This window comes from Thalassolituus sp. UBA3500 (assembly GCF_002377545.1).
Lineage (GTDB): Bacteria > Pseudomonadota > Gammaproteobacteria > Pseudomonadales > Oceanobacteraceae > Thalassolituus.
This window is the reverse complement of record NZ_DFQB01000033.1, coordinates 33,342-59,916: the sequence shown is the minus strand read 5'-3', so window position 1 is coordinate 59,916 and position 26,575 is coordinate 33,342. Positions and strand designations below refer to the sequence as shown.

Here is a 26,575-nt window from a genome sequence, read left to right as displayed (position 1 = left end):
GACACAGAATTTTGAACACCCTCCGTTGGGATGTTTTGGAAATGGTCAAAATACGGAAGAGCAAAGCACCTTATCGTGTCGACAACGTCCGCAATCGTATCTTCCCTGGATTCGGGGTCAGCCAGTTCCCATGTGAGGTAGACTTGGTTCGTCCCTAAAAGATGAATCATCCCTCCACCGACCCAATCATCTTTACGCAGAGATACTGGCTGAGAGTTCCGCCACTCCTTGAGTTTTTTAGATCCCACGTTGGCAGCTACGGAAAGCGATACATGTTGACCTGGAATATTATGGTAACTAGTTTGAAATACAACCTTCTCAGCAAATCCGTTTCTACGTCTTGTCATGTGAGGCCCGCTCTTTGCATAACGGAAACCGTCATTTTCAAACGCACTAGCGATCCTTGCACAAGAGTCAGCGTATACTTCGGCAGAAGGTTCAGCCGCTTTGTCTCGGCCTTTGCGACGAGCCTTAGCAGCGTCAGATTTCCTGCGGACTATATCCGAGAATACTCCTCGAATTGATTTAAATTCATTACGTGGCATGTGTTCTCTGAGCCCAACGCCCCGCTAGACGGCGAGCGAAGCGAGTCCTAGTGAAGGCCACGCTTTTTGTGGCCGCAACGAATTTCATCGGTTTGTTAGCAGTTTCAACGAAAGGTCTGATTATAGCGATTCTCATCCCACTCTTCTCCAAATCCGGAACTTCCTACTAAAGCCTTCGAAAATCCTAGCTGATGATCCGCATATATAGCAGCGATTGGACTGTCTCTATAATGAATTGAAAAGCTACCCGAAATAGACGACCACCTAACCTTTATACTTGATGTATCAAGCGAATCAATGACTGCAGATTCAGATGCGTACCTGGTGATCAATACTGGCGTAGCACCTTCAGCCATTGCCACCTTATCAAAATTTTCCTGGGGCTCAATCGGGCTATATAAGAACACATCCTTCAGAATATTTTCACTATCAGACTCAATGAGGTAAGCCCAACATGAGGTTCTATCGTTTTCAACTAAAACAAAACATCTGCCATCAGGACTATCAAATTTCAATAGGAACTCTTCCATAGGCGTAATCACCAAATCCTGCTAACGCCCCACTAGACGGCGAGCAAAGCGAGTCCTAGTGGAAGGCCACGCTTTTGTGGCCGTAATGAATTTCAGCGGTTTGTTATGCAGCTGCAGCATGGAAAACAAAACTCGATGCCCATAGAACTAATCCTCCTACGAAACAAGCCACCCAAATCAAGTAAAAACGCTCCTTTACTTTCAACAGCCTATCACCTGCCCTAATGAGCTCAGCATCACCCGACAGCTTATACTTCTTCAGATAGAGAGAATCACTCAACTTATCGAATTCAGTGGATCGAAGATCAAGGCCTGAGTGCTTCTCAAACTCCTTTCTAGAGTATGACTTCATAGCTCTACTAAATGCCACATGTGCATAGATCCAGTAAGCAAAGAGAACGAAGAATCCGATTACAGCTATATATTCCATCACAGATTACGCATAACGCCCAGCACATGGGCGCGCTATTAGCGCGTCCAAATGCTGCTGTTTGTTAACTTTCTGCGGGAATATATACGACAATCCCTGACGCTCCTTCTTGCTTATTAGAACCACTAGGCAATTTCACTCCAATGATCGCATTACCGCCCATCTCTGCCGTTTTAATTCTAAGAAGATCAACAGCTTTATCCTTTGTCATCTTCGGGGGTGTCATCATAGGGTACGCAGCGATCCCGAAAGTTAAGAGTCCAGCGATCATAAAAGCTGGTATATTCACAGGTTTAAATTCTACCTTTGCTTCACCTAGTATCTCATATTCGTATCCTTCTACGACTGAAACTATCCCTTCGTCATAATGAAAGCCTTTTGGGTACTCTTGAACATAAACGTCAACATGCTCTGGCGGTATGGAATTTGAATTTAGTTCAGACTCACTCTTATATTTCCCCATATGTTGATATGTCGTATTCCAACCAGCACAACCGCTCAAAAAAAGAATTGACACAACCAGTGTCGACACTACCAATTTATTTACCATATTTTCTCCTTGTAAGATTTTAATTTTAAAGTTAACGCCGCAAGCAAAGGCGCGCGTTAGCGCGTCCAGCCCGCAGGGCGATTTTGCCTTGCCTTGTTATGTTTTTACGGTATAGCACTGAGCTAAAACCTCAAATTGACCAACAGCATTAAAGTTAAATTTGTAATGCTTATATTCTTCTTGGGGGCCAATCTCACCTTGTTTACGATGAAGCTCTAGCCATTCAGAGCCTTCAATTTCGTAGCTACAATCATCACGTTCATTGGCTAGAAAAGATTCGGCCATCTGCCACTTGAAGGCAATAGCATCACCGAAGAAAACCTCAACGAGTTTTTCTTGCCAGTCTTTAAAGCGCAGAGTTAAATCTCCATCCTCTTGCTTTATTTCAGGGTATTCAGCGTCAGCTGTGGAGAACCCTGGCTCAATTAGATTAGCTATTTGCATAGTGGTTTTGAAACATAACGCTCAAAGCAGGGGCGGCGAAGCCGTCCCAGCCTGCCTTTGCTTGTTATGTGTTTACCCTTCATTGATTTCCGCCAATACCTCGCCTGTAGAAGAGCGGATATATTTTACTTTAGTGCCATTTCCAAAACTTACTTCGATACTTTCAGTCGCATCTATACTTGCCAATTTTTCTACCAATACTTCCGTGGCTGCTTTTACAGATGAAGGAGGATTCGTAATTCCCTCATTTTGCATCTGAAGCCTATACTTCATTGTCTCGAATAATTCACCGGCATTTGCACTCATGACAGGATCTCTAGGGACACATAACGCCTTGCTAAGCGGTTGTGGTGAACTGGCGACACGCTTGCGTCTTTTTGCAAGCGAGGTGACAGATTACCACAATCCGACTTGAGCAACTTGTTAGCCGATTTTTGCACTAAATCACCTTTTTGCAAAAGCAATATACAAATTTTTGTTCATTGCCACCCGGCGTATGATGTGACTCCTTTTCATGGCCAAGAAGTTGGAATGGCTCACCAAATTCTGAATGTAACTGGTCTGCGCTGTATCGCATTACCGGAAGCCCGCTGCATTTTGTTGGGCCATCTTCGGCAAAGGTGGCAACAATAACAAGCCCGCCAGGTTTAACTGCTTTTAACACTTGCCGAACATAAAAGTGACGATCTTCTTCACTGGTCAGGAAGTGAAAAACTGCACGATCATGCCAGACATCATAAGCATGGACTGGAAAGTCCGCCTCTAAAACATTTGCCTCAAGCCATTTTATTTTTGATGCATTTTTGCCTAGTCGACTTTTTGCTGTAGATAAAGCGGCACTGGATAGATCAAGAACTGTAATATTCTTATAACTGTGTGCCAGAAGATCATCAACGAGAGTTGAAGCACCACCGCCCACATCAATAATTGAAGCTGATGTAGGAATGCCAACATCTTGAATCAATTTCATTGAAAGCTCGGCGTGTTCTTGAAACCAACTAACCTCTGTAGAGGCCTTTGCGGTGTAAACATTCTCCCAATGATCTTTTGATTGCATAACGATTTCTCCGAGTAATTTATTCGGCTAACAGCTTATTAGTGTGCGTGCGCATTTATCCTGGGACACTCTTTCGAGGTTTCCCGGATAACTTATTGACTGTATTGAAAAATCTTCCATAACTCAAACCTCCCTTCAAGAAAAACGCGCACGCCTGTTATTTCGATATTCGTGCGCACATAAACTTGTAAACCAAGTTTCTAAGTATCTGATTCGTTTGATGTTTACCGTACTCCCCTCCGGCAAAACGCGCAAGCACGAATGTAAAGCGTGCCAGATTCGCGCGAAATGCCGAAATATACTGTATGGGCAACCAGGCCTTCTTTACATTCGCCAGATACGAAAACGCCGGGCATTACCCGGCGCTTTATTTACTAATTCAGTACTTTTTTATTAGATTACGATTTCGACCAAGTCGTCCCTTCAGGGCCGTCTTTCAGCACAATGCCTTTGGCTACCAGCTCATCACGAACAGCGTCGGCGGTGGCGAAGTCTTTGGCTTTTTTGGCTTCGAGGCGCTTCTGGATCATTTCTTCGATCCATTCTGCTTCGTCGCCTGCACCTGATTGCAGGAAGCTTTGTGGGTCTGACTGCAGGCAGCCAAGCACGCCACCGAGGTTACGCAACTGGCCTGCCAGTGCAGCTTGTTCTTCACCAGAGGCTTTATTCAGATCGCGCACCAGGTCAAACAGCACGGCAATGGCCACTGGCGTATTAAAGTCGTCATCCATGGCGGCGTGGAAGCGTGCACTGTAATCGTTGTCGATATCTTTTACGTCACCGACGCTGACGTTCAGGAGTGCGTTGTAGAAGCGTTCGAGTTTGGTCTGGGCTTCTTTCAGGCTGTCTTCTGAGTAGTTAATGGCGCTGCGGTACTGGCTCGACAGCAGCAGGAAGCGCACCACTTCGGCTGGGTATTTGTCGAGAATTTCGCGAATGGTGAAGAAGTTGCCCAGTGACTTAGACATCTTTTCGCCATCAACACGTACTGCCCCTGCGTGCATCCAGGTGTTCACGTATTTCTTGCCAGTTGCCGCTTCTGATTGGGCGATCTCATTCTCATGGTGCGGAAATTTAAGGTCCGGGCCACCGCCGTGAATGTCAAAGGTATCGCCTAAGCAGCAGGTCGACATGGCAGAACATTCAATGTGCCAGCCCGGACGACCAATACCCCACGGCGAATCCCAGTGTGGCTCTTCGGGTTTGGCAGACTTCCAGAGTACGAAGTCGAGCGGGTCTTCTTTTACGTCGCCCACTTCTACGCGCGCACCGGCTTCAAGTTCGTCGAGCACCTTGCCAGAGAGCTGACCATAGCCTTCGAATTTGCGTACACGGTAATACACGTCGCCATTATCGGCAGCGTAGGCAAAGCCATTTGATATCAAGGTTTCGACCAGCTTAATGATATCACCGATGTGCGCGGTGGCTTTTGGCTCTGCGTCTGGCTTTTCGATACCGAGCAACTCTGAGTCTTTGTGCATTTCTGCGATAAAGCGCTCAGTCAGTGCATCAAAGGCTTCGCCATTTTCGTTAGCACGCTGAATGATTTTGTCGTCGATATCGGTGATGTTACGGATGTAGTTCACATCGAAACCGCGATGGCGCAAATAACGCGCAATAACATCAAACGCGACCATGACACGGGCATGCCCTAGGTGACAGAAATCGTAGACCGTCATGCCACACACGTACATGCCGACTTTGCCGGGTACGAGGGGTTTGAATTCTTCTTTCTGTCGGGTCAGGGTGTTAAAAATCTTCAGTGTCATGGTTTTTCCGATAGCTAAATTTGAGGCTTTAGTTGCCGGTTAATTTTGGGCGTTTACGACGCCGAAAATACAAGGCGAAGGGCGCATCAAAAAACGGAGTTTACTAGAGTAAATGAGTATTTTTGAGGCGCACTTCAACGCTGTAGTTTCAAGGTAGTTAGCCCAAAAGGGCTTTGTCTTCGCGAAGACCGATAGTTAAATTGAAAATCGGTTTTTCAGCGGTGTGATCAAAGCGATCAGCAACGTAGTAGCCTTCTCGCTCAAACTGGAAGTTTGCTTCAGCATCCGCTTCGGCCAGTGCCGGCTCGATCAGTGCAGTAACAACACTCAATGAATCTTTATTCACGTGATCCATAAAGTCGCCCTCGCCTTTGTCTGGCGTCGCGCTGGTGAAGAGTCGCTCGTACAGACGCAGTTCGGCTTCTTTGTGATCGGTGGCCGACACCCAATGAACAACACCCTTAGGATTTACGCCGTCTTCCGGGTTTTCGCCAAGGGTATTTTCAATCAGCTTCGCCTTCACGAGCGTGACATTGCCATCGGCGTCTTTCTCGTAATCGGTTGCTTCAATCACATAAGAGAAACGCAGACGGATGCGTTTGCCCGGACAGAACTTCTTCTTGAACTTCTTGCTGTACTCTTCTTTGAAGTCGTCCTGATCAATAAAGATTTCACGCGTAAATGGCATCTCACGCTCGCCCAGGTCCAGCTCTGGGTGGAACGGCGCTTTGAGCATTTCTTTGTGATCTTCAGGCAGATTTTCAATCACCACTTTCAATGGCTTGAGTACGGCCATGGCGCGAGGTGCATTCTGGTTCAGGTCGCTACGCAATGCGTGCTCCAGCATGGCTACGTCAACCATGCCATCACTGCGGGTAACGCCAATCATGTCGCAGAAGGTGCGAATTGAGCTTGGGGTAAAACCACGGCGGCGCATACCAGAAATAGTCGGCATACGCGGATCATCCCAGCCAGCGACCACACCTTCATCAACCAGGAACTTGAGCTTGCGCTTAGACGTTACCGTATAGTCGAGGTTGAGGCGGCCGAACTCGTACTGTTTAGGCTGCGCAGGTACCGGCAGGTTTTCGATGAACCACTCGTACAATGGGCGGTGATCTTCGAATTCGAGCGTACACACAGAGTGAGTGATGCCTTCAATCGCATCCGACTGCCCATGAGTGAAGTCATAGGTCGGGTAGATGCACCACTTATCACCGGTCTGGTGGTGGGTGATCTTACGAATGCGGTAGATGATCGGGTCGCGCATATTCATGTTCGGCGACGCCATGTCGATCTTAGCGCGCAGAACTTTCGCACCCGTATCGAACTCACCCGCTTTCATACGAGCAAACAGGTCGAGATTCTCTTCGACAGTACGTTCGCGATATGGGCTGTTCTTACCCGGCTCGGTCAGGGTGCCGCGATATTCGCGCGCCTCTTCGGCGTTCAGGTCACAGACATAGGCTTTGTCGGCCTTGATCAGTTCAACCGCCCAGTCGTGCAGCTGATCAAAATAATCAGACGCGTAGTGAATATCGCCCTTCCACTGATAACCAAGCCAGGTGATGTCGTCTTTAATCGCATCAATGAATTCCTGGCTTTCTTTCTCTGGGTTGGTGTCATCGAAACGCAGGTTACATGCGCCATCAAACTGTTCGGCAACGCCGAAGTTGAGGCAGATAGATTTCGCATGGCCGACATGGAGGTAACCATTTGGCTCTGGCGGGAATCGGGTCTGCACCGATTGTACGCGCCCGGCATCAAGGTCTTCCTGAATGATTTTGGCGATGAAATTATTACTGGTGTTCGATGTCGTATCAGTCATATTGGTCCGTATCTGTACAGAAACGATAGCCGCCCCATGTCGGGCCGTGGAAAAAGGCGGTATTATACGCGCCGAAAGCCCGTAAGGGATACCCGAACACACTATTTGAGCTGAGAGAAATCATGATCCTGCTGAAAACCAACTTTGGTGACATCAAAGTCGAACTGAACCACGAAAAAGCTCCTAAAACTGCCGCAAACTTCGAGCAGTACGTTAAAGATGGCTTCTACGACGGCGTTATCTTCCACCGCGTCATCGACGGTTTCATGATTCAGGGCGGCGGCATGGAGCCTGGCATGAAAGAGAAGGCAACTCGCGAGCCTATCGAAAACGAAGCTGACAACGGCCTCAAGAACGAAGTTGGCACCCTGGCGATGGCCCGCACTATGGACCCACACTCTGCCAGCGCGCAGTTCTTTATCAACGTTGCTGATAACGCCTTCCTTAACCACACCAGCAAAGACATGCAGGGTTGGGGCTACGCAGTATTCGGCAAAGTAACTGAAGGCATGGATGTGGTAAACCGCATCAAAGGCGTGCGTACCACGATGGCTATGGGCCACCAGGACGTACCTGCGGAAGACGTAATCATCGAGAAAGCTGAAGTCATCGCTGACTGATCCGGTTTCTATGACGCATTACTTTATTTCTGACCTGCATCTGCAGGGCAACCGACCAGCCATGTCCGAAGGCTTCTTCGGACTGCTGGACCGGCTCAAAGACGCAGAGACACTGTATATTCTCGGCGACTTCTTCGAAGTCTGGATCGGTGACGATTACACCGACGCTCTGGTTGAACGCATTCAAACCTCACTGAAAGCTCTCGCGGATCAAGGCGTAAAAATTTTCTTTATGCACGGTAATCGCGACTTTCTGATGGGCGATGTATTTGCCAATGCCTGTGGCGCGGACATGCTCGCTGAAGGTACGGTTATTACCGTTGGCGATCAACAAGCCCTGCTGATGCACGGTGATAGCCTGTGTACACGTGACGTTGCTTACATGAACATGCGACAGCTGTTCCGCAACCCTGAGTGGCAGGCCGATCTGTTGAGCAAGTCGATCGAAGAACGACTGGCCATTGGTCAACAGGTCAGGTCAGAGAGCAAAGCTGGCCAGCAGATGAAAGCGGACGACATCATGGACGTCACCCCCGAAGAGGTCGACAAGGTGATGGATGATGCGAAAGTAAACCTGCTGATCCACGGTCACACTCACCGCCCGGCAACTCATGACTGGGAATTTAACGGCCAGGAGCGTCAGCGCATCGTACTCGGTGACTGGGGCGACGATCACGGCTGGCTTATCCGCTGGGATGAGGGCTCAAGCCCTGTCTTAGAAAAGTTCGGGTTTTAACCCGGACTTTTATGAGTTCACCTCCTCACTGGCTTCGCACGCTAGGGCTCACCGCCTTTGCAATGCTTGCCTTTGCCGGTAATTCTGTCCTCTGTCGACTGGCGCTCAAAGACGAAACTATCGACCCGGCCGGATACACCCTGGTGCGGCTTATTGCTGGCGCCGTTTTCCTTGCCCTGCTCTCGTTAATCCTGTTGAAGCCCAGTCGACCGAACCAGATTCTGAATTACGGCAATTGGCCCGCCGCAACGGTTCTGTTTATTTACGCAGCGACCCTGTCATTCGGTTACATCAGCATTGATACCGGCGCAGGCGCACTTATTCTGTTTGGTTTTGTTCAGCTTTCCATGATTCTGATTGGCGTTTTTCGTGGGCATCGGCTTGCGCTCACAGAATGGGCCGGCACTCTTCTGGCCTTTGGCGGCTTAAGTTATATGCTGCTGCCCGGGTCAGAAGCACCTGAGCTTGCCGGCTTCGTTCTTATGGCCATATCGGGGGCAGCCTGGGGCGTATATACCCTGATCGGGCGAGGCTCAGCGACGCCTCTGGCCGACACCAGTGGAAACTTTTTACGATCTTGCATACCTGCGCTGATTCTGCTTTTTTACTTTTTGGGCGACGTTTACCTAACGGAAAGAGGGCTCCTGCTCGCCATCGCATCAGGCGCACTAGCATCCGGTGCAGGCTATGCAGTCTGGTATGCCGTCATCAGCCACCTTCGGGTATCTCAAGCGGCGGTCGTCCAGCTCTCAGTGCCGGTCATTGCCGCCGTTGGTGGATTGCTATTCGCGGCAGAGCCCATCACCAGTCGATTCGTCATTGCCTCTCTGTTGGTTCTCGGTGGTATTACCATCGTCACGTTTACTAAGAAGCCTATCCGCCAATAAACTGAGTTTGAATGCCCCGTTTCCAGTAACCAGAGACTTTGATGTAGTTCCTCGACCAGTGCAAATCGTCCGCGATGTGGGCCGCACCTTGATATTCTGAATAAACTGAGCCGAAACCTCAGTCAGTAAAGAGTTGCGGCTCAGGTTCGAGGTGAACACCAAAGCGTGATTCGACTTCTGTCTGCACCAGGCTTTGCAAGCGGGCGACATCCTGTAGCTCAGCCTCCCCCGGAGCGGTCAGCACGAGCGCTTGTTTTTCATACATGGCAACGGGCCCGTACGCTTTGCCTTTAAAGCCACACTGCTCAATTAACCAGCCTGCCGCCAACTTAGCACTCTGGGGAGCACTATGAACCGGATAAACAGGCAGTGTTGGGTGCAGGTTTTTGAGGTCGTCGGCGGTCTCAGTACTGACAATCGGATTTTTAAAAAAGGAGCCAGCATTAGGAATCAGCCCAGGATCTGGCAGTTTTGCAGACCGGACGCCGACCACAAAATCGATCAAATCCTGAGCAGACAAGGCATTTGGTTCAAGTGAATTAAGCGGCGCATATTCAAGATTTGGCGAAAAGAACTTATTCAATCGGAACCTGACACTACAAATAACAAAATTATTTTTCAGGCGATGTTTAAAAACAGAATCCCGATAGGAAAAATCGCAATCTGCTTTTTCAATTGTCAGCATGCGCTGTTCTGCAATACTGAACCCAGTCACAGAGACAAGAAGGTCTGACACCTCAACACCATAAGCACCGATGTTCTGCACGGGCGAGGCGCCGACCGAACCTGGAATCAGTGCAAGATTCTCAAGGCCATGGCCATACTGAATGCTTTCTACCACCCAGTCGTGCCAGCACTTCCCGGCCGCCACATCTATAACGACTGAGTTTTCATATTCAGAAACGACCGATACCGTTTCATCTTTTGACTGAATAACGAGCCCCGGAACAAACTCAGGCATAAGGACATTGCTTCCCCCGCCGAGGACGCGGATCGCAAGGCTTTTCTGCTCTGCCCAGTGAACAAGCTCCGCAAGTTCATCACTTGAGGTAAATGTTGCGAAGTACTCCGCACACGAAGCCAGCCTGAGCGTATTTTTATCGTGGAGTGAATAGTGTTCAGAAATGACCGGCATCTGAGACATCAGGCATCCATCTTCTGCCGGATGTCGGCCAACAAGCCGTCACAGGCGTCTTCAACCAGATCAAGAACATGACGAAATCCTGCCTCACCACCGTAATAGGGATCAGGCACTTCATGTTCGTCAAAGCTGCGTCCAAATGCACGCAGAAACAGTTTGGGCTCAGTGCCCTGACTTCCATTACTGGCATAGAGCGCTTTCAGATCGTCGAGGTTTGATCGATCCATTGCCAGAACATAATCGAAAGTTTCAAAATCTTCTGCAGAAACCTGGCGTGCACGCTGGTCTGAAATATCAACGCCCCGCGCGAGGGCTGCCTGCTGAGAGCGCGGGTCTGGCGTTTTACCGATATGCCACCCTGCTGTTCCCGCAGAGTCGACAAAGACCTGATCATTCAGACCCTCACTCTCCAGCAGCCCCAGCATGACGCCGTGCGCCGTTGGAGAGCGACAGATATTGCCGAGGCAAACAAACAGTACCCGGATCATTCCGCTGGTTTCACCGCTTTGGCTTTCTCTAGCTTTTCTTCTTCGCTCATCTTACGAGCTTCGCCCTCCAGCATTACCGGCACGCCATCCTGAATCGGATACGCTAAACCATCGAACGTACACAGAAGCTCCTGAGCTTCACGGTCGTACTTCAATTTGCCTTTACACTCAGGGCATACCAGCATGCTCAGTAATTTTTTATCCATGACGGATTGCTCCCAATCTTTTCAATAACTGCGAAATGTTTTCTTCGGCGGCTTCAGTCGCAGCGGCACTTACCCGAAGAAAACCTGCATTTGGTAAATCAAAACTACGACATTTTACCCAGTCTTTCTCTGTCATGACGACGGGTAAATCATCATTAAACACAAGGTCTTCTTTTACAAACGCGTGATGATCGGAAAATGCATGCTCTACAACATCAGCGCCTAACTGCCGGAGCGTGGTAAAAAAGCGTGCTGGATTTCCGATGCCAGCAACAGCGTGAACACGCCTGCCCTTCAGGCTCTCAGGCGATAGCTCAACCGAATCGACGAAATAGCCTGTCGGCTGCACCGTGAAATCAACGCCATTTACCAGGTGCAGATCACACGTATCGATACGGGATATGGGCTCACGCAGAGGCCCAACCGGCAACTGCCAGCCATTACCAAATCCGCGCGTCGCATCACTGACAACAATTTCGGCGTCTCTGGCCATCGCATAATGCTGCAGGCCATCGTCTGACAGAATCAGATCTACTTTATCTTTTAACGCCTTTACCGCACGGGCTCGCTGAGGGTCAACAACCACCGGGAACCCCAGCCCTGCGAGCAAAGCAGGCTCATCACCCGACTGCGCGACAGGTGTATCTGTATCAACCACCAGAGGGTATTGCTCTGCACGACCGCCGTACCCGCGAGACACGACACCGACACGTATCCCCTGTTTTGCCGCGAGATCAGCGAGCAAGGTAATTAAAGGCGTTTTTCCAGTTCCTCCGATGGCTATATTGCCAACCACAAGAACGGGCGTACCTGTAGGGGCCGCAGGAAATATCCGGTACTTCATTCGTCGAAGCGCACTGATCAGAACAAAAAGAAACCACAGCGGTAGCAACCAAAGGTTTCCCAGTGCCCGGCCGTACCAGTTCTTTTCAATACGGGTCGCTAACCCCACGATCAGTCGTCCTCTGCAAACTGCAACTGATGAAGCTGAGCGTAAGCGCCCTGTTGCTGCAGAAGCTCCTGATGAGGGCCACTTTCAACAACCTGACCATCATCAATAACGACAATGGTATCGACATTTTCAATGGTGCTCAGACGATGGGCAATGACGAGCGTTGTGCGCCCTTTCATGACCTCTTCCATCGCCGCCTGAATATGTCGCTCGGACTCGGTATCCAGCGCCGACGTTGCTTCATCGAGAATAAGAATCGGCGCATTCTTAAGAATGGCACGAGCTATCGCCAGACGCTGACGCTGGCCGCCTGACAACATGACGCCATTTTCACCGACCTGTGTGTCATACCCTTCCGGAAGCTTCTCAATAAACTCATGCGCATGAGCGGCTTTGGCCGCTGCAATAACGTCATCATCACTGGCATCAGCAAGACTGCCGTATGCGATATTCTCACGGATACTGCAATTAAATAGGGTCACGCTTTGCGACACGATGGCAATCTGCTCTCTCAGTGAATTAAGCGTCAGCTCATTGATTGGGTGGCCGTCTATGCTGATGCTGCCCGACGTCAATTCGTAAAAGCGCGGTAGTAGATTCACCAGAGTGGTTTTACCACTGCCAGAGCGACCGACAAACGCGACCGACGTACCAGCTTTAATATTCAAGTTGACGCCTTTAATAGCATCGGTTTCGGCCTGAGCATAACGGAAACGGACATCTTTAAACTCTACCGCACCTGTGCTTTTTCCTAACTCTTTTGTGCCGGTATCCTTCTCAGTCTCAGTATCCAGCACACCGAACACCGACTCAGCAGCAGTCACACCCTTCTGAATCACCGAGTTAACATCAGTAAGCGCACGAAGAGGTTTAGCAATCAGAGACGCAGCGGTAATAAACTGAAGAAACTCGCCCGCATCCATTGTGCCGCTGGCCACTCGCTGGAACATCAGATAAATCATCACACCAAGGCCAGTAGCAATTACCTGCTGGGATAAAGGCACGTTAATCGCATTCGTTAAGGCGAACTTCATCACCTGCTTGCGGTTTTCATTACTTGCCTTCAGAAAGCGCTGTTCTTCAACCGAAGTGGCATTATAGGTGCGAACTTCCCGGTAACCGCTGATGGATTCATTGGTCACCTGAGTTACCTGGCCCATGGATTTCTGGATACGGCGGCTGTATCGGCGGAAGAATTTACTTGCCAAAGAGACGAGACCGCCAATCACTGGAATAACGACAAGAAAGATCGCCGTCAGGGTGTAATCTAACCAGATCAGATACCCCATCAGTAGAGTAACTGTAAGACCTTCCTGAACAACAGTTGTCAGAGCTTTTGTGCTGGCACCGTTGACCTGCTCAACATCAAAAATAACCCGAGAGATTACGCGCCCGCTGGATTCGTTGTCATAGTATTGGCTAGGCAAGCGCAGCATGCGATTAAACAGTTGAGTACGCAGCGCATGAACGATCTCACGCCCGACCAGCGCGGTAAAATACTTACCAAGAAAGGTACCGACTCCGCGAAACAGGTAAACGGCAAATAACGCAGACACCAGAAGAAAAATATTTTCCTGCGTGGGTTCATTCAGAGTCTCTTCCACGACGCCCATCAGGTGGGCAAGCGCCGGCGCGGAAGCCGCAAACATGGCAAAGCCGATAACACTCAGCAAAAAATACCATTTCTGCGGACCAAGATACGTCAGCAGGCGCTTATAAATAGCGCCTGCAGTTGCTTGAGTAGCCATATTTTTAGTCACCACCGGCAGACTTGCGTGTCGTAATGCTGAGATTAATCAACCCCAGCTGACCAGCCGCATCCATGGCCCGCACAACAGATTCATGAGACGTTCTGGCATCCGCTGAAATAACCACGGGAGCAATGTCACGTCCGTCTAAGGTTTTCTCAATGGCGCGCTTAAGAGTTTCTACCTTGGTATTCACCAGAGGTTGGCCATCAATGCTGTACTCTCCGCTCTCGGAAATCAGAATCTCGATCGCTTTTGGCGGCTGACCTGTTTCTTCAGAACTGGACTCGGGCAGACTGATACTCAGATGATTTTCTTTCGTGAATGTCGTCGACACCATGAAGAAGATCAGCAACAGGAATACAATATCAATCAGAGGCGTCAGATTGACTGTCACCTCTTCTTTCGACTGACGACGAAAATTCACCCAGCTTTCTCCGGAGTATCTGCCACTTCACGCTCGCCATGAAGTACATCAACGAGTTTCAAAGCTTCCTGTTCCATGTAAACAACAATCTCATCGACACGTCGCTGAAGCATGCGGTGACAGATAAGCGCCGGTATCGCAATAACGAGGCCGGCTGCCGTAGTAATCAGGGCTTCTGAAATACCACCTGCCAGCAAATTAGCCTGACCTGTGCCTTGAGCCATGATCTCGGCAAAGACTTTAATCATACCGATGACAGTACCCAAAAGGCCCATCAACGGAGCAACCGCTGCGATAGTACCGAGAGCGTTAAGGTAACGCTCCATTTCGTGAATTTCGTGCGATGCGACTTCTTCGATGCTCTCTTTCATAATCTGACGACCATGGCGAGAGTTGATCAAGCCAGCGGCCAGAACATTACCAAGCGGGCTGGAGTCTTTCAGTGTCCGGATTTTCGCCGAGTCCAACTGTTTGTTTTTCATCCAACTCCAAACCTGCGACAGCAGATCTGGCGGCGCAATTTTACCCGGACGCAGCGTCCAGAAACGTTCTACGGTAATCGCAAGTGCCAATACAGAGGCGATGATAATTGGCACCATCATCCAACCACCACTCTGGATGATCTCAAGCATGTGCAGCGTCTCCTGCCAGTTTTTGTTTGCGCGCTACTCTAGCACATGGCCGTGAAGTGAAAAATCCCTTTCAGCGTCAGGCTTTGCGTGCCAGTGCGGCATCCATCGAGCACGCATCAGTGTAACCTCGCCATCTGGCGATATTTCGATCAAACCGGACGTCGCGGTATTAGCGTAAGGAATTCCCTCTCGCTCGACACGGTTAATGACGTCAGGATGCGGATGATTAAAGCGATTACGATAACCTGCACTGAAAACCACAACCTGTGGTGCGACGGCTTTCAGCCACATCGAGCTGGTACTGCTGTTGCTTCCATGATGGCCCGCAACAAGCACGTCAGACTTCAGCTGATCAGTACCGGAGGCGATCAGCGCCCGCTCAACTTTGGCGTCAGCGTCGCCCGGAATAAGGATGCTATAGCCCGCCCAGCGCACGCGGACAACGCAACTCTGGTTATTGTCATTGACCATAACGTCATCACTGACTCGAATAAAATCGATCTCAAGGTCAGAACCAACCACAACACTTGCCCCGCTGTCTGCCTTAGAACCTGCCTTAGAACCTTGAGGGCGGCTACCAATCCAAGGATGACAGCTTAGCTGCTCTTTTCGAGAGTTCAGTTTAAGAGGCTGCCCGACATACAGCCGATCAACCGTTACAGATTTGAGAATGTCGCTGGTACCGCCCGAGTGATCATTATCGGAATGAGAAATAACAAGAAGGTCGAGATGGTGTATGCCCTTTTGGCGCATGACAGGCAGAATAGCGGCACTAGCCACTGAAAAAGAGTCAGAGAACGCAGGGCCAGTATCTATCAGTGCCGATGCCTTTCCGTCGCTGATTAAGACCGCCTGCCCCTGACCACTATCAATCACCCACAAGCCAGGGGTCTGAGTTGGGGATATACCAGGAAGAAAGCTTATAGAGAGATATATCGCGGTAAAACTGCCTGGCAGCGCCCATGAGCGCCCGGCCCAAATCCAGACAGCAATACTTGCTGCAAGCAGCACCAGAGCGGAACTGTCGAACAGATCGACCTTTGGCAATTCAGGCAAACCTTCCAACAAACTCCAGAACAATCCATTAAAAAACGACAACACTGAGTCCACCCATTCCAATGGCGATACTGCACTCAGAAGCGCTAAGGGAAGAATGACCAGTGTCACCAATGGTATCGCGAAAAAGTTGGCGATCAGGTGCACCGGTGTTACCGCCTGGCCGAAATAGAACATGACCGGCAACATCGCGAACAGTATCAGGAGTTGAGGAGCCAGCAAGACAGATACCCGGGACGTGCGCCGTCCCGCGAAGAAAAAGACCAGCGCTGCGACAGCCCAGAATGAATACCAGAACCCGGCCTGCGTCCAGCTCAGTGGGTTCATGACCATGATCGCCAATGCGGCCAGGAGCAATAACGGGAGGCGACGAATGCGTTTAGGTAACTTCCATATAGCCAGAGCCGCCGCAAACATAAACCACGCGCGTATCAGCGAGATACCAGAACCGGCCAGAGCCACATACGCAGCTGTAATGGCCAGCGCCGATATGACGGGAAGGACCTGCACAACACGAACACCTGCCGCGAATGTCGCCCACGGGAGTGCTGTCGCTAACAGCATCAATAGCCGGGCAACGATTGCGCCAGCCAGCAACCCCATTGCCCCAATCATGCTGACATGAAGGCCACTTACGACCAGCAAATGAAGTGTCCCTGTATCTCTTACCAGCCGCCACTGAGCACTATCGAATGCAGTTTTGTCGCCAAAGACCAAACCTTTCACCCACGGAATAGCCTCTTTAGATAAGCCGGTCAGTGCAGCCTGTTTTACCTGATTCGCCAGAGCGTCTGCGCGCAAAAAGCCATGTTCAGGGGGAGTTACCTGCGCTCCTTCTGTCAGGTAGCCCGTCGCATCTATCTTTTGAAACAACATACTAGCGACATAGTCGTAGCTGAGGCCGTTAGCGTAGCTCCGTGGTGGTTTAAGCCTGGCAACCCCAGTGAGACATACACCGGGTGAAAGCCAGTCAGGGGCATTAAACCAACTCACACGAACATTGCGGAGACCTTTTTTTGAAAGAGCATTAGGGTCGAGCACGAGCTTAAATCTGGCTCTTGATCTCAAGGATGAATACGTTTGTCTGTCTACGTCACCGACAACACATCCTTTCAAGGCGACATCCTGACCATGAAGCAGCGGAGACAAGCGATGATCGAGTTGCGCGCCCGTAAATGCGCTACTCCACATCAAGCACAGTGCAATAGAAGCGGCCGGTAGTGAAAATCTTATGTAATGCCTGAGGTGCCCAACGTCTGGGGCGTTGGCAAGAGCGAGAACAAAAACGCAACTCAAAAAAACGGCCGAGATCAAGGCCGCCCATGACATTGGTATGAGTGTCCCTGCAAGCAAAGCTGCAAGGCATCCCATAAGGGTCAGATTCATTGCCACTCCATGGCGTAATGTGCATAATTCAGCCGCGATCAATGAACGGCGACCAGCATGCCCAAAAAGCTTTTAAAACGATTTTTCCCGTCGCCGGAGCAGATCCAGCGAAAACGCTCCCTGCGTTTCCTGTCACCGCTGTTCAGCAAGCCCAATCTCTGGCACGTAAACCGTCGGGCGGTTGCCAGAGCATTCCTCATTGGCGTCTTTACTGCGTTTCTGCCACTGCCGTTTCAGATGGGCATCGCAGCATTTCTGGCATTCTATATCAACGCCAACGTGCCAATCTCAATAGGTCTGGTGTGGATCAGCAACCCAGTAACTATACCGCCTATTTTTTACGCGACCTATTTGCTGGGAGCCCAGATTCTGAACGCCGACCCGCTGGACTTCAATATCGAATTGTCAATTGACTGGGTATTAAATAATCTGGCCGACTTCTGGGCGCCTCTCTTCGTCGGGTCTTTGGTTGCAGGCATTTTTCTTAGCGTTATCGCCTACTTTGCTATCCATCTTGTGTGGCGACGTCATGTCAGCAAGGCCTGGGAGAAGCGTAAGCGTCTGCGTCAACAAAAAGCGCTTCAGTCAGACTGAAGGCGCCCTTCGATAAGGTGATACACCCGGTTCATTCGCCGGGCCAGTGCCTGGTCATGAGTAACGGTAATAAACGCAGTCTCAGCATCAGTCCGCAACTCTGCCATTAACTGCTCAACTTCCGACGCTGTCCCCTGATCCAGGTTTCCTGTCGGCTCATCCATAAGAACGAGCTTCGGCCGAGTGACAAGTGCGCGGGCAATGGCTGTACGCTGTCGTTCACCGCCAGACAGCTCTGAGGGTTTATGAACAACCCTACTGCCAAGACGCAGTCTTTCAAGGCTCTCAGTTGCTCTGCGCTTAGCATCAGATCGCGATACGCCTCCCAGCAGGAGCGGCATCATCACATTTTCAAGTGCCGAGAACTCTGGCAGCAAGTGGTGGAACTGATAAACAAAACCAACGTCCTGATTACGGAGCTTTGTCTTTTCCTGCTCGGAAAGCTGACTTAACTTTCGCCCGCAAATCTGAACATCGCCTGCGTCCATATCATCAAGACCTCCAAGCACATTCAATAACGATGTTTTTCCAGAGCCCGACGCCCCGACGATAGCAACAGAATCACCGGCATCAATCGTCAGGTCGACGTCTTCCCAGACGGTGACAGCCTGCGGACCACTGGTGTAGGTTTTCTTCAGGCCCTGTGCAACAAGAACGGGATTACTCATAACGCAAGGCCTCCGCTGGCTGAACGCGCGACGCACGGTACGATGGATACAAAGTTGCGAGGAAGCTGATGGTCAACGATGCAGACACAACAATCAGGACATCAGATAGCTTTAGCTGGCTCGGCAAATACGAGATAAAGTAAACGTCGGCATTGAGAATCTGAAACTTGAACAGTTTTTCCAGTGCTGCAATTAATTCAGAAATGGTCAACGCACCGATTATGCCGAGTGTCGTACCCAGTAAAACGCCAACCACCCCAATAGACAGGCCCTGCACCATAAATATGCCCATAATAGTACGCGGCGTGGCTCCCATCGTGCGTAGAATAGCGATGTCGGCCTGCTTATCCGTGACAACCATGATCAAAGTAGAAATGATATTGAAGGCTGCAACGGCGACGATCATTAGCAGCAGAAGACCAATCATTGTCTTCTCCATGCGGATCGCTTGAAACAGGTTGCCGTGCGTACGGGTCCAGTCTGTACCACTGTATCGGCCGTCAAGCTGGCCAACGATTTCCCAGATACCCGCGGGGGCATCAAACAGATCATCGAAGCGTATCCGCAATGACTGCACCTCAGCGTCAATGCGCCCTAGTTTGCGGGCATCATCAATATTAATAACAGCAAGATTCGAGTCCAGCTCCGCCCCTACTGAAAATATCCCGGTGACTGTGACTCGTTTGATACGCGGCAGAACACCCGCCGGAGAGAGCGTTGCTTCGGGAAGCATCATGGTAATTTTATCGCCCATGCCTACTTTAAGATGCCTTGCGAGAAGCTCACCAATCACAACACCGAACTCGCCCGGCTGCAGAGACTCCAGCTCACCTTCTGTCATATGCTGAGGAAGAATAGAAACCCGCTCCTCTACTCCCGGTTCAATACCCGTGATCATCACGCCCTGAACACGGCCACCATAACCCAGCATACCCTGAAGCCTGGTCAGCGGCGCCGCGGCGGCAACGCCCGGCAGGCCCTCAACGCGGGTTGCCAGAACTTCCCAATCCTCGATGCCTCCGTACTTGTACAATACGGCATGAGGAACCATCCCTAATATGCGTTCACGCAACTCACGGTCGAAGCCATTCATGACAGACAGAACCAGAATCAGAACCGCCACACCGAGCGTCATGCCGATCATTGATGACATTGATATAAAAGAAATAAAGTGATTTCTGCGTTTCGCGGCGAGATAACGCAGGCCAATCCAGAGGGGGATATTGGCTCTCATAAGGACTACAACCAGTGATAACAAAGCGTGCGCGCAAGTGTGCCCTAAGTTGTACCCGTGTTCCAGCTTACAGAGAGTTTACGGTTCAGATTCAATTGTTAACTGAAAGGCCTGAAATGCGGCACTGGTGACGCTAATGTACGCTTGTAACTCTGCGGCGTTCCTCTAGGATTAGTAAAACATCATTGGGAGTCTCATCATGAAAGATATCAATAATTTCTCAGTCCTTGCTGGCGCCGTGCTGAGCCTCTCTATCGCTGCATCTCCTCTCACATTCGCTGAAATCACCGAAATTCCGGCTGAAGAGATGACGGAGTCTTACATCCGCGATACAACCGTAATTGTGCGCAAGAAGGCACCCACTCAGCAGAATGAGCGCCGCAGTATTATTCGAGTATCACCACTTGAAGACGATTTCTCCGAGGGCGAGTCAACGTCGCAGTCGACGATAGATATGCGTGAGCAATATGAAGCGATGCCCTACGACATGACAGCTCAGACAGAATATGAGTTCGCACGTATTTCTCAGAGCATCCCTGACACGCCCGTTTATGATCACGACAAGTTCATCAATGAGGCGGCTCTTCGCTCTGCACTGGGGCTCGAAGAAGGAACTCCGATCGACTACGAAAATCTGAGCCTTTCGAACGCGGTTTACCCAGACGGCGCGGTCCCGCCCTCTGAGCTTGCCATCAGCCCGTATTCATTCGAAATCGTTATCCCGAATGCAGGGAACCTGGCGCCAGAATCGCACTCTACTCCTAACGGTGATTTTGACATCAACGTAACGCCCGATGAGATTCGGTTTCAGTTTAATTCGCCACGTTAAGAAATGTGACGAGAGCAACGATTATTTTTCATGAACCCGATCGACTCACGTTACGCGGCTAAATTTTACCTTTAAAATCAAAGACATAGAAAGAATTCAATGTTACGTAAAGAAAACATACAAGTGTGGCATTCTGTCTATAAGTGCGATAGAGTGATCACACTATAAGAATAAAGAGTCGACACCATCATGCAGTTTGCCAACTACTCCCCAGCAGCGTTAAAGCAAGCACCGAACATCCAGATGATTGGTGACTATAAGGTTGAGTTTGTTGCCTACGAAAGTGAGGGCAACATGGATAAGTCGCCAGTCATGTTTCTTGGTGGTGCTTTCCAGAGTTTTTCGTCGTTCCGTAATGAAGTTGAACAGATGCTTGAGCACTGCCCTGTCATCCTTGCAGACTTCCCTTCTCAGGGTGGTAACGACCAGCTCGCGCCCGAACTTGATATGGAAGACTTCGGTGACCTGATCGCAGGTTTTCTGACCTCTCAGGGCGTAAGTAAAGTTCAGCTGATGGGTGTGAGCTACGGTTCAGCCATGGCGACGCTTTTCGCATCGGCGTACCCGCAGATGATTGATCGTCTTCTTATTTCCGGCATTACATGCTTCCGTCGTGAAAGTCTGATCACCTTGCTTGAGGATTCTCTCACGCTGCTCGATAGCGGCGACATGGACGCGTTTGCGACCACCGCTGTCTGCAACCTGATCAACCACAATCGCATGGAAGATACGCAGATTGGCGCAACCTACCGTCGTCTTCTGTTCCGCCAGATTGCTCGTCTGAATGACAACGAGCGTCAGCGCTACGCTCAGAACACCCGCCGCCTGCTACGCTTCCAGGGTTTTAAATCATTCCCGACTTGCGAAACCCTGATTGCCACTGGTGAGTTCGACAACTTTACTCTGCCGCAAGAGAACGCCGCAGTAGCACGCCAGTGTGTTAATGGTAAGTTTGCAGTTATTCGTAATGCTGATCACCTAGCGCAATTCGAGCAGAAGTCAGCCTCAATGGAAGTGGTATGCCGCTTTATGAGTGGTCAGTCTCTCGAAGGCATCCAGGGTGTCGATCTGTATGACCCACAAGCATACGACTTCGCTAACCAGCGTCTGCAAGCACGACTGCGCCCTATGGAACAGCCATACAGCCTGCACGATAAAGCAACAGGCAAAGAACACACAGTCCGCATCAGCAACATTAACTTCAGTGGGTGCGAGATCGAGCAGATCAACGTTGATATGACGCTTAACGAAGCTTCAGACCAACTATGGCTTGAGATCCCGGAAACAGGTCACACTTACCATGTTCGTATTCTGGGCAAAGACAAAAAATCATTACGTTGTTTACTGATGCAACGCGAGATGAAAGGTGCTGAAGCACTTTTGAACTATCTGCAGGACCACCTGCTGATGGTCCGCGAAGATCAGCCCACAGTTGAGGAAGTAGCAGGCCAGCTGGCCTGAGACTAAAAGTGCACGGCAGGACTGCCAGATACACAGCCCGCTTCGGCGGGTTTTTTATTGCCTTAAGTTTGGCTCTGATATTGGAAAGCCAGACCGGAAAGATCGAATCATACCCGGCGGAAAGGCGGCAGCGAATCGAGTAGCAGCTGACCGTAGCGCGACGAGACCAATCGTTTATCAAGAATACTGACCTTACCGCGATCTGACTCTTTGCGGATAAGGCGACCGCACGCCTGGATGAGGCGAATAGAAGCCGCCGGTAAAGTCAGCTCCATAAACGGATTGCGACCACGACTTTCCATCCACTCGGATATAGCAGACTGAATCGGATCATCGGGTACCGCAAACGGAATTTTAACAATGACAACATGGGTGACGTATTCACCCGGTAAATCGATCCCCTCGGCGAACGATGCGAGCCCGAAGATCACATTCCCTTTTCCATCATCAATCCGTTCTTTGTGACGGCGTACAATTTCACCTTTCGGAAGGTAGCCCTGACAGAGCAGGTGCTCATACCAATCCCGAATAAAAAAGTCTCTCGTGGCTTCAAGCTGTGCTCGGGAGCTGAACAACACAAGCGTTGCTTCATCAGGGTTTACTGCCTCTTTGAGCCAGTCCTGAACATCACTTTCAAAGGCTTCACTCTTCGGGTCAGAGGCTAACTGAACCACTTCAAGTTGACCGAGTTCTGGATAATTAAACGGGCTGGCTACCCTTTCGTAGACAGCCCAATCTGGCAGACCAGCCTCCCACTTCAATGCATTAAAGCTGTTCAGTGCAGTGAGTGTTGCCGAGGTGACGACCGCGCCATAACAACGACTCCACAAATTCCTTCTCAATTGAGCTGCAACCGAGATAGGTGAAGCTGAAATAGAGATATCCCAGTCGTCTCCATAAGGACGCTTGCTGAGCCAGCGGGCGACAGGAAGCTCACCTTCTGCCTCTTCTGCGGCAATCCATGAAAGGGCCTCTGACAGCTCTTCTGCACGCGCGAGCATGATACCGACCGGCGCCTGCCAAGCCTCGGCGACTTCCCGCTGAAAATCTCCGGTTTCATTCGGGTCGAGAGACTTTTGCAGCATGTCCGACATTTTGTCGAGGCAATGAACCACCGGCTGCAAAGGCGCCTTCATTGTCTGCAAAAGTTCGCGAAGCGATTCAGGTAGCACACCAAATTCGAACCGCTGTCGGTCTTTGTCCTGCATCAGGTCCATGACCAAAGGCCAGACCAGGCTGGCACTCTGAGAAAGCGCCTGAAGATTAGCGGGCATCTCCTGCAGCGAATGCATTAATCCTACAGGCATACCTGCATCTGCGATAAATTGCTCTATCACTTTCTCAAGTTGCTTCAGCCACTGGCGCGTTGAACGTACACCGAACTCCAGACGGAAATGATTCAGCGCTTTATCAGCCAGGTGGTGCCCTTCGTCAAACACGTATATGGTCTTCTCCGGCGCCGGTAAAATAGCACCACCACCGAGAGACAAGTCAGCAAGCACCAGATCGTGATTAGCGACAATAACGTCAGCATCTTCCATTGCACTTCGCGCCTTATAAAAAGCGCAGTTCTGAAAATGAGGGCAACGACGATTAGAGCATTCTCTGTGCGTTGCAGTCAGGTGTGACCACTGTTTATGCTCGATCTCATCATCCCAGCGGTCACGGTCTCCATCCCAATCACCGCTGCCATACTTCACCAGCATTTTCTCGTAGAGTTCCCGGTCCTGCTCTTCGGGCGTCTGCTCGAAAAGATCGACAGTCGAGAGAATGCCAGAAAGTTGCTGTAAGGCTTTATCAAGCTTAGCGAGACACAAATACCGGCCACGCCCTTTCGCCAGAGCAAAGTTAAAAGGTAAAGAAAGATGTTTCTTTAATGCCGGCAAATCCTTATCAAGAATCTGCTCCTGAAGAGCAACCGTTGCTGTCGAGACCAACAGTTTACGTTCCCTCTCGATAGCCACAGGGAGTGAAGCAATAAGGTAGGCCAGTGTTTTACCGGTACCAGTGCCCGCTTCGACGACGGCAATTCCGGCGTCGTTGTCACGTTCATCTTTCTCGCCTTCGTGAATGGCACCGAGGGCTTTTGCAATTTCCGCAATCATGACACGCTGGCCATATCGAGGGCGCAAGTCCAGAGCTTTAATCGCTTCACGATAGAGAGACTGGATACGCTCTTTGGTTTCTTTTTGCAGCATTAGCGGATGGCCTTCCAACCACGTGTCCGGCCAATCACGACAGGCCAACCAGAAACGTCGAGCAAAATACCGTCGCGAGTAATTTCTTTCAGCAATACACCCTCTACCACTTGCTCACCCTCTTGCCAGGCACGGCCATTCATGGTCACTGTTCTTTTGGCAGGCACGGAGCTGAATGTGTGGCCGGTGATATCCAGGTCGGGAATGCGCTCCAACGCTTCAAAAGGTGCACGGGCATCTTTCAACGATGCCTCAGGCGCTGCCTTCGACTCCGCTTTCGGTTCGCCACTCTCCTTACTACTAATGGTGGCACTGGCGCTCTGTTTAACGATATCTTCGGCTGCAACAACGGGAGCTTCCGTGAGCTGCACCGTCGTCACAGGACCAATAGGCTCTGCACGTGCTATTTCGGCCGTATCACCAGCGTCAACCGAACCATTGATTTGATTCAATGGCACGCCTTGGTTTTCAGGCAGCCCAAAGTAAAGCGCTCCACCACCAATGACCGACAGGAGAAACGCAGCGAAAACCACCCCTACGACGGGTCTTTTGCGGGGAGTGAGACTCGCTTTATCTGTTGCTCCGTCTGCTGAGGCGGTGTCAGTTACCAGGCCCTTTTTAGCAGGCATCCGGGCAGCGGGACGCTCTTCGCGCTCCTGCTCCGATTTCTTTAGTGCGTCGAGAATATAAGACAATGCTAATTCCTCGCCTGCAGGTACATCAGGGTTTTTGGCCCGATAATGCGATCAGCTTTCAAACCCTCAGCAATCTGAAATTCAGCCACTGCGCGTTCAAGGAGAGGATCATAAAACTCTTGATTCACTTCAACCTGTACTCCGCCAGGTCCGATACTGGTCCATTCCTGATCCCAGCCAGCGCCGAGACGTGATCTTACCCAGCGGATAACCGGGGCAGTTTCGCCTGGCTTCACGGCATTGGTATAACCCGCTGGCGCCTGCCACAAAACAACAGCTTCGCCTGCGTATCCGCGCTCATGTTCTTCAAGATCGTAGTCTTCAAGGGAGTACCACTCGTCTTTGGAAGTCCCTACCTTAACGACAGCAGTCACGGCCAAATGGCGTAATTCTGAGATATCCCAGTCAACTGAAATGCATCGCCAACCGGCCGAATCGCACGTCGCAGCCCCTTCCGCAAGTGAAGCCTGCAGCACTGTGTAGGGATTACTTCGATCCAGTGAGACCAATTTCAATACAGAAAGACTCTGGTATAGATAAACTCCGGCAACGATCAGTACGGCAGCGAGAAAAACAGCGAGTACGCCTTTCAAAAAACGGTTATTGCTAGCGCCTGTCGGTCTATTGCCTCCGCCAACCTCTGAGGGCGCCAGATAATCGGCACCCAAAACCTCAACGACCGCCTGGTTGGCGATATCTGCGCTGACCAGATGAGAGCCTGTGGCATAGGCACCCAGCAATGCCCTGTCACAAATACTGTTAATCAGTCGTGGCGTCCCTTCACTTGCATGCCAGATCGCCTCAATAGCGGCCGGGTCAAACAGCATCTGATCGCCGCCGGCGCAGACCAGTCGATGCTCAACGTATTCGGAGGTTTCTGTCAGGCTTAGCAGTTCAAGGTGGTAACGGGCAGTAATACGCTGATTCAGCTGTCTAAGGTCATTTCGCTTCAGCATGTCACGCAGCTCAGGCTGACCAACGAGAACCAGTGTGAGTAACTTTTCACGATCAGTTTCGAGATTCGTCAGCAGGCGTACCTGCTCCAGCAAGGCAACAGGCATGGACTGGGCTTCATCAATAACACAGATGACACGCTGGTGCTTTCCGTAGAAGCTGACAAGTGCTGCGTTGATTGATGCATAGACGTCTTTAAGTGTCGCGCTTTTTTCGTAGGCGATACCCAGGTCATCACAGATGCTTTGCATCAATTCAACCGGAGACAGTTGCGGATTAAATATATAGGCGACATGATCTCCTTCAGGGATCGATGCCATAAGCGCACGGCACAAAGTGGTCTTACCCGTACCTACTTCACCCGTAAGGCAGATAAGGCCGCCCTGATCGGTCAGTGCATAACTAAGATGCGCCAGCGCTTCCTGATGCCCCGGCGAGGGGTACAGAAAATCCGGATCTGGAGAGATGGTAAATGGCAGTTTATCTAGGCCAAAGTACTCTAGGTACATG

The 26,575-nt window shown here is 50.5% G+C and carries 27 protein-coding genes; 6 read left to right on the top strand and 21 right to left on the bottom strand.

The genetic code is table 11. The annotated features are described in order from the left end of the window. The 8 genes from B2R29_RS09065 to B2R29_RS09030 form a co-directional block, all read right to left on the bottom strand. Positions 1-545, bottom strand: a 545-nt coding sequence (locus B2R29_RS09065) for a DUF4304 domain-containing protein (protein WP_301180754.1), incomplete at its 3' end; no start/stop codon positions are given. A 104-nt stretch (positions 546-649) separates the two neighbouring features. Then, positions 650-1,075, bottom strand: coding sequence for a hypothetical protein (locus B2R29_RS09060; protein WP_301180753.1), 426 nt, complete (start codon positions 1,073-1,075; stop codon positions 650-652). Between the two features lie 494 nt (positions 1,076-1,569). Then, positions 1,570-2,055: a hypothetical protein gene (locus tag B2R29_RS09055; RefSeq protein ID WP_301180752.1), complete on the bottom strand. Its 486-nt coding sequence runs from the start codon at positions 2,053-2,055 to the stop codon at positions 1,570-1,572. A gap of 96 nt (positions 2,056-2,151) precedes the next feature. After that, on the bottom strand, positions 2,152-2,499 hold the full coding sequence (locus B2R29_RS09050; RefSeq protein ID WP_043959969.1) for a hypothetical protein: 348 nt from the start codon (positions 2,497-2,499) through the stop codon (positions 2,152-2,154). A gap of 72 nt (positions 2,500-2,571) precedes the next feature. Further along, on the bottom strand, positions 2,572-2,805 hold the full coding sequence (locus B2R29_RS09045) for a hypothetical protein (protein WP_301180751.1): 234 nt from the start codon (positions 2,803-2,805) through the stop codon (positions 2,572-2,574). 133 nt (positions 2,806-2,938) lie between these two features. Beyond that, a complete protein-coding gene (locus B2R29_RS09040; protein WP_301180750.1) occupies positions 2,939-3,556 on the bottom strand; it encodes a class I SAM-dependent methyltransferase in 618 nt (205 codons plus the stop codon). Positions 3,557-3,954: 398 nt separating this feature from the next. Then, positions 3,955-5,319 (bottom strand): cysteine--tRNA ligase, encoded by a 1,365-nt coding sequence (cysS, locus tag B2R29_RS09035; RefSeq protein WP_301180756.1) that lies wholly within the window; start codon positions 5,317-5,319, stop codon positions 3,955-3,957. Between the two features lie 163 nt (positions 5,320-5,482). Beyond that, positions 5,483-7,153, bottom strand: coding sequence for a glutamine--tRNA ligase/YqeY domain fusion protein (locus B2R29_RS09030; protein ID WP_301180749.1), 1,671 nt, complete (start codon positions 7,151-7,153; stop codon positions 5,483-5,485). A gap of 122 nt (positions 7,154-7,275) precedes the next feature. Here B2R29_RS09030 and B2R29_RS09025 point away from each other — a divergent pair, with 122 nt between their 5' ends. Genes B2R29_RS09025 through B2R29_RS09015 form a run of 3 tightly spaced genes read left to right on the top strand, consistent with a single transcriptional unit; the run spans position 7,276 to position 9,396 of the window. Next, positions 7,276-7,773 (top strand): peptidylprolyl isomerase, encoded by a 498-nt coding sequence (locus B2R29_RS09025; protein ID WP_068443159.1) that lies wholly within the window; start codon positions 7,276-7,278, stop codon positions 7,771-7,773. Between the two features lie 10 nt (positions 7,774-7,783). After that, on the top strand, positions 7,784-8,509 hold the full coding sequence (locus B2R29_RS09020; RefSeq protein ID WP_297532508.1) for a UDP-2,3-diacylglucosamine diphosphatase: 726 nt from the start codon (positions 7,784-7,786) through the stop codon (positions 8,507-8,509). Positions 8,510-8,520: 11 nt separating this feature from the next. Then, positions 8,521-9,396, top strand: coding sequence for a DMT family transporter (locus tag B2R29_RS09015; RefSeq protein WP_301180748.1), 876 nt, complete (start codon positions 8,521-8,523; stop codon positions 9,394-9,396). A 118-nt stretch (positions 9,397-9,514) separates the two neighbouring features. On the opposite strand, the gene murB is transcribed toward B2R29_RS09015, so the two are convergent. Genes murB through B2R29_RS08975 form a run of 8 tightly spaced genes read right to left on the bottom strand, consistent with a single transcriptional unit; the run spans position 9,515 to position 17,375 of the window. Further along, a complete protein-coding gene (gene murB, locus B2R29_RS09010; protein WP_301180747.1) occupies positions 9,515-10,540 on the bottom strand; it encodes a UDP-N-acetylmuramate dehydrogenase in 1,026 nt (341 codons plus the stop codon). Continuing rightward, a complete protein-coding gene (locus tag B2R29_RS09005; protein WP_068434726.1) occupies positions 10,540-11,025 on the bottom strand; it encodes a low molecular weight protein-tyrosine-phosphatase in 486 nt (161 codons plus the stop codon). Before B2R29_RS09005 ends, murB begins: the two co-directional genes overlap by 1 nt. Further along, positions 11,022-11,231, bottom strand: coding sequence for a Trm112 family protein (locus tag B2R29_RS09000; protein ID WP_068434729.1), 210 nt, complete (start codon positions 11,229-11,231; stop codon positions 11,022-11,024). Before B2R29_RS09000 ends, B2R29_RS09005 begins: the two co-directional genes overlap by 4 nt. Next, positions 11,224-12,183, bottom strand: a complete 960-nt coding sequence (gene lpxK, locus B2R29_RS08995; protein WP_301180746.1) for a tetraacyldisaccharide 4'-kinase — start codon at positions 12,181-12,183, stop codon at positions 11,224-11,226. Before lpxK ends, B2R29_RS09000 begins: the two co-directional genes overlap by 8 nt. A gap of 2 nt (positions 12,184-12,185) precedes the next feature. Beyond that, on the bottom strand, positions 12,186-13,931 hold the full coding sequence (msbA, locus tag B2R29_RS08990; RefSeq protein ID WP_301180745.1) for a lipid A export permease/ATP-binding protein MsbA: 1,746 nt from the start codon (positions 13,929-13,931) through the stop codon (positions 12,186-12,188). 4 nt (positions 13,932-13,935) lie between these two features. Continuing rightward, positions 13,936-14,358, bottom strand: a complete 423-nt coding sequence (locus tag B2R29_RS08985; protein ID WP_301180744.1) for an ExbD/TolR family protein — start codon at positions 14,356-14,358, stop codon at positions 13,936-13,938. Beyond that, complete coding sequence (locus B2R29_RS08980; protein ID WP_301180743.1) at positions 14,355-14,990, bottom strand: MotA/TolQ/ExbB proton channel family protein; 636 nt, start codon at positions 14,988-14,990, stop codon at positions 14,355-14,357. The genes B2R29_RS08985 and B2R29_RS08980 overlap by 4 nt, the downstream gene beginning before the upstream one ends. Positions 14,991-15,023: 33 nt before the next feature. Beyond that, positions 15,024-17,375 carry a DNA internalization-related competence protein ComEC/Rec2 gene (locus B2R29_RS08975; protein ID WP_301180755.1) on the bottom strand — a complete coding sequence of 784 codons (2,352 nt, stop codon included), beginning with the start codon at positions 17,373-17,375 and terminating at the stop codon, positions 15,024-15,026. A 114-nt stretch (positions 17,376-17,489) separates the two neighbouring features. Here B2R29_RS08975 and B2R29_RS08970 point away from each other — a divergent pair, with 114 nt between their 5' ends. After that, positions 17,490-18,026, top strand: a complete 537-nt coding sequence (locus tag B2R29_RS08970; protein ID WP_301180742.1) for a DUF2062 domain-containing protein — start codon at positions 17,490-17,492, stop codon at positions 18,024-18,026. Here the strand turns inward: B2R29_RS08970 and B2R29_RS08965 are convergent. Both B2R29_RS08965 and B2R29_RS08960 read right to left on the bottom strand, forming a co-directional pair. Beyond that, complete coding sequence (locus tag B2R29_RS08965; RefSeq protein WP_301180741.1) at positions 18,014-18,694, bottom strand: ABC transporter ATP-binding protein; 681 nt, start codon at positions 18,692-18,694, stop codon at positions 18,014-18,016. The two genes, B2R29_RS08970 and B2R29_RS08965, sit on opposite strands and share 13 nt — an antisense overlap. Continuing rightward, positions 18,687-19,928 carry a lipoprotein-releasing ABC transporter permease subunit gene (locus B2R29_RS08960; RefSeq protein ID WP_301180740.1) on the bottom strand — a complete coding sequence of 414 codons (1,242 nt, stop codon included), beginning with the start codon at positions 19,926-19,928 and terminating at the stop codon, positions 18,687-18,689. Before B2R29_RS08960 ends, B2R29_RS08965 begins: the two co-directional genes overlap by 8 nt. A gap of 199 nt (positions 19,929-20,127) precedes the next feature. On the opposite strand from B2R29_RS08960, the gene B2R29_RS08955 reads away from it, so the two are divergent. Both B2R29_RS08955 and B2R29_RS08950 read left to right on the top strand, forming a co-directional pair. Next, positions 20,128-20,757 carry a hypothetical protein gene (locus tag B2R29_RS08955; protein ID WP_301180739.1) on the top strand — a complete coding sequence of 210 codons (630 nt, stop codon included), beginning with the start codon at positions 20,128-20,130 and terminating at the stop codon, positions 20,755-20,757. Between the two features lie 189 nt (positions 20,758-20,946). Next, complete coding sequence (locus B2R29_RS08950) at positions 20,947-22,218, top strand: alpha/beta fold hydrolase (RefSeq protein ID WP_301180738.1); 1,272 nt, start codon at positions 20,947-20,949, stop codon at positions 22,216-22,218. A 107-nt stretch (positions 22,219-22,325) separates the two neighbouring features. Here the strand turns inward: B2R29_RS08950 and dinG are convergent, their stop codons facing one another. From dinG to B2R29_RS08935, 3 genes are read right to left on the bottom strand one after another with little or no spacing between them, the layout of a single operon-like run. Next, a complete protein-coding gene (gene dinG / locus B2R29_RS08945; RefSeq protein WP_301180737.1) occupies positions 22,326-24,416 on the bottom strand; it encodes an ATP-dependent DNA helicase DinG in 2,091 nt (696 codons plus the stop codon). Further along, positions 24,416-25,111 (bottom strand): general secretion pathway protein GspB, encoded by a 696-nt coding sequence (locus B2R29_RS08940; RefSeq protein ID WP_301180736.1) that lies wholly within the window; start codon positions 25,109-25,111, stop codon positions 24,416-24,418. Before B2R29_RS08940 ends, dinG begins: the two co-directional genes overlap by 1 nt. A 2-nt stretch (positions 25,112-25,113) precedes the next feature. Next, positions 25,114-26,574, bottom strand: a complete 1,461-nt coding sequence (locus B2R29_RS08935; protein WP_301180735.1) for an ExeA family protein — start codon at positions 26,572-26,574, stop codon at positions 25,114-25,116. Between the last annotated feature and the right edge of the window lies 1 nt (position 26,575).

What these genes read in the sequence shown, in the direction of transcription:
- B2R29_RS09060 (WP_301180753.1), bottom strand. Translation starts at nt 1,075, where the DNA reads ATGGAAGAGTTCCTATTGAAATTTGATAGTCCTGATGGCAGATGTTTT.
- B2R29_RS09055 (WP_301180752.1), bottom strand. Translation starts at nt 2,055, where the DNA reads ATGGTAAATAAATTGGTAGTGTCGACACTGGTTGTGTCAATTCTTTTT.
- B2R29_RS09050 (WP_043959969.1), bottom strand. Translation starts at nt 2,499, where the DNA reads ATGCAAATAGCTAATCTAATTGAGCCAGGGTTCTCCACAGCTGACGCT.
- B2R29_RS09045 (WP_301180751.1), bottom strand. Translation starts at nt 2,805, where the DNA reads ATGAGTGCAAATGCCGGTGAATTATTCGAGACAATGAAGTATAGGCTT.
- B2R29_RS09040 (WP_301180750.1), bottom strand. Translation starts at nt 3,556, where the DNA reads ATGCAATCAAAAGATCATTGGGAGAATGTTTACACCGCAAAGGCCTCT.
- B2R29_RS09030 (WP_301180749.1), bottom strand. Translation starts at nt 7,153, where the DNA reads ATGACTGATACGACATCGAACACCAGTAATAATTTCATCGCCAAAATC.
- B2R29_RS09025 (WP_068443159.1), top strand. Translation starts at nt 7,276, where the DNA reads ATGATCCTGCTGAAAACCAACTTTGGTGACATCAAAGTCGAACTGAAC.
- B2R29_RS09020 (WP_297532508.1), top strand. Translation starts at nt 7,784, where the DNA reads ATGACGCATTACTTTATTTCTGACCTGCATCTGCAGGGCAACCGACCA.
- B2R29_RS09015 (WP_301180748.1), top strand. Translation starts at nt 8,521, where the DNA reads ATGAGTTCACCTCCTCACTGGCTTCGCACGCTAGGGCTCACCGCCTTT.
- murB (WP_301180747.1), bottom strand. Translation starts at nt 10,540, where the DNA reads ATGTCTCAGATGCCGGTCATTTCTGAACACTATTCACTCCACGATAAA.
- B2R29_RS09005 (WP_068434726.1), bottom strand. Translation starts at nt 11,025, where the DNA reads ATGATCCGGGTACTGTTTGTTTGCCTCGGCAATATCTGTCGCTCTCCA.
- B2R29_RS09000 (WP_068434729.1), bottom strand. Translation starts at nt 11,231, where the DNA reads ATGGATAAAAAATTACTGAGCATGCTGGTATGCCCTGAGTGTAAAGGC.
- msbA (WP_301180745.1), bottom strand. Translation starts at nt 13,931, where the DNA reads ATGGCTACTCAAGCAACTGCAGGCGCTATTTATAAGCGCCTGCTGACG.
- B2R29_RS08980 (WP_301180743.1), bottom strand. Translation starts at nt 14,990, where the DNA reads ATGCTTGAGATCATCCAGAGTGGTGGTTGGATGATGGTGCCAATTATC.
- B2R29_RS08975 (WP_301180755.1), bottom strand. Translation starts at nt 17,375, where the DNA reads ATGTCATGGGCGGCCTTGATCTCGGCCGTTTTTTTGAGTTGCGTTTTT.
- B2R29_RS08970 (WP_301180742.1), top strand. Translation starts at nt 17,490, where the DNA reads ATGCCCAAAAAGCTTTTAAAACGATTTTTCCCGTCGCCGGAGCAGATC.
- B2R29_RS08965 (WP_301180741.1), bottom strand. Translation starts at nt 18,694, where the DNA reads ATGAGTAATCCCGTTCTTGTTGCACAGGGCCTGAAGAAAACCTACACC.
- B2R29_RS08960 (WP_301180740.1), bottom strand. Translation starts at nt 19,928, where the DNA reads ATGAGAGCCAATATCCCCCTCTGGATTGGCCTGCGTTATCTCGCCGCG.
- B2R29_RS08955 (WP_301180739.1), top strand. Translation starts at nt 20,128, where the DNA reads ATGAAAGATATCAATAATTTCTCAGTCCTTGCTGGCGCCGTGCTGAGC.
- B2R29_RS08950 (WP_301180738.1), top strand. Translation starts at nt 20,947, where the DNA reads ATGCAGTTTGCCAACTACTCCCCAGCAGCGTTAAAGCAAGCACCGAAC.
- dinG (WP_301180737.1), bottom strand. Translation starts at nt 24,416, where the DNA reads ATGCTGCAAAAAGAAACCAAAGAGCGTATCCAGTCTCTCTATCGTGAA.
- B2R29_RS08935 (WP_301180735.1), bottom strand. Translation starts at nt 26,574, where the DNA reads ATGTACCTAGAGTACTTTGGCCTAGATAAACTGCCATTTACCATCTCT.